The 527-nt window shown below is 63.4% G+C and carries 1 protein-coding gene; it reads right to left on the reverse strand.

Features of this window, described 5'->3' with window-relative positions; translation table 11 throughout:
- Positions 1-63: 63 nt before the first annotated feature.
- The coding region (locus BN2475_RS33220; RefSeq protein WP_281254305.1) for a sulfurtransferase at positions 64-527 on the reverse strand (464 nt) is incomplete at its 5' end.

A 527-nucleotide genomic window follows, 5' to 3' on the forward strand; every position in this document is an offset into this window, starting at 1 on the left:
CTGTGTTGTATACCGTTGCTCTGTATGAACGGCCGTTCGTTGCGCAACGGCTACAGGCGGTGATTAGCGAAATAAGCCGCTTTGGCACATGACCGGATTCTCGGGATCGCGGCTCCATTCACACCAACCGCCATCATAGACGCTGATGCGTGGCCAACCCAGCAGCCAGGCATAGAAGAATGCGAGCGAGGCACGCCAGCCTGTGCCACAGTAGAACGCCACCTGCAGTTCCGGGACCACGCCGGCGCGGCGCCACAGTCCGTCGATGTGGCCAGCCGCCTGCATCGTGCCGTCCGGATGATGAAACTCGCTCAGACTGTTGACGTCACGGTCGGCGCCGTCCCGCCCCCAGCGCGTGCCCGCGATCTCGCCACGGGCGGCGATATAGCTGTAACCGGAAGTCTGTCCGATGAACTCGCCCCAGGTGCGCACGCTGACCAGCACGCCGTCCCCTTGGGCTAGCAGCGCCTTGGCTTGCGACGTATTGATCAGCCACTCCGGGTGTGCCGGAAACGACGCGCCGAACT

This window comes from Paraburkholderia ribeironis (assembly GCF_900019265.1).
GTDB lineage: Bacteria > Pseudomonadota > Gammaproteobacteria > Burkholderiales > Burkholderiaceae > Paraburkholderia > Paraburkholderia ribeironis.